The organism is Caballeronia sp. GAWG2-1 (assembly GCF_023631405.1).
In the GTDB taxonomy this organism is placed as follows: Bacteria; Pseudomonadota; Gammaproteobacteria; order Burkholderiales; family Burkholderiaceae; genus Caballeronia.
Genome location: NZ_JALQDD010000061.1, coordinates 1 through 1,407 on the forward strand (window position 1 = coordinate 1; position 1,407 = coordinate 1,407).

A 1,407-nucleotide genomic window follows, 5' to 3' on the forward strand; every position below is an offset into this window, starting at 1 on the left:
TGTAGGTCCCAAGTTCAAATGTCGTGTTTCTGCCAAGTAGAGATGTCGCCTTTTGGCTTAAGTTCATTGCCGGACAAGCGTGTCAGGAGCGCGGGCAATGAACACGATCGGGACCATCACCATGACGATGCGCGAGCTGGACCGACTGAGAGTTATTCAGGCAGTCGCCGAACGCCAACTCAAGCCAGGCCGTGCCGCCGAGCGGCTGCGTCTGAGCGTGCGGCAGATCGAGCGGCTCGTCTTGCGTTACCGTGCGGACGGTGCGCGTGGTCTGGTGTCCGGCAAGCGCGCTCGCACGAGTAATCACCGGTTGCCGGACGGCGTGGCGCAGCGTGCGCTCGCGCTGATCTGCGAGCGTTACGCCGATTTTGGTCCGACGCTGGCGTGTGAGAAGCTGCGGGAATGCCACGGCATTGCGCTGGCCGTCGAGACGATTCGTTCTCTGATGACGGCAGCGGGTCTTTGGGTGCCTCGCCGCCAACGCCCGCCGCGGATTCACCAGCCGCGCAACCGCCGCGCGTGTCTGGGCGAACTGATCCAGATCGATGGTAGCGATCACCGCTGGTTCGAGGAGCGGGCGCCGGCATGCACGCTGCTGGTATTCATTGACGATGCGACGGGTCGGCTGATGGCGCTGCATTTCACGGCCACCGAGTCGACCTTCAGCTATTTCGAGGCGCTGTCGAAGTATCTGCAAGCGCATGGCAAGCCGATGGCGTTCTACAGCGACAAAGCTAGCGTCTTCTACGTCAAGAACCGCTCGCAGACCGCTGGTAAAGGCGTGACGCAGTTCGGCCAAGCCTTGTACGAACTGAACATTGAGGCGTTCTGCGCGAATTCGAGTCAGGCCAAAGGGCGTGTCGAGCGCGCCAACCTGACCCTGCAGGACCGGCTCGTCAAGGAGTTGCGCTTGCGCGGGATCAGCACCGGGGAGGCGGCCAACGCTTATGCGCCCTCCTTCATCGCCGATTTCAATCAGCGCTTTGGCAAGACGCCGCGTAGCGACCATGATGCCCATCGGCCTCTGCGCGCCGACGACGATTTGACACAACTGCTGGCCTATCGCGTCTGGCGCAAGGTCACGCACGCGCTGACGGTGCAATATGACCGGGTGATGTATCTGCTGGAAGACACGCCCGCCAATCGCCTCTTGATTCACCAGCAAGTCGAGGTGGTCGAATACCCGAATGGCTGCGTCGAGGTGCAGGCGGACGGCAAGGTGCTTTGCTGCGGCAAGTACGACCGTATTGCGCGGATTGATCAGGGCGCTGAAGTTGAGAACAAGCGGCTGGCGCATGCACTCGAAGCCGCACGCTTGTTGCAAGCCAAACGAGACGATCGTCGTGCGTGTGATGCGCCGTCACGCACGCATCGCGGTGAACAGGTTCGGGCCAAGAAGGCGCTTGA

The 1,407-nt window shown here is 61.8% G+C and carries 1 protein-coding gene; it reads left to right on the forward strand.

All coding sequences use genetic code 11. The features are described from left to right. Positions 1-97 precede the first annotated feature (97 nt). Positions 98-1,407: ISNCY family transposase (locus tag NCR98_RS33220; protein ID WP_250528593.1), on the forward strand; the 1,310-nt coding region annotated here is incomplete at its 3' end.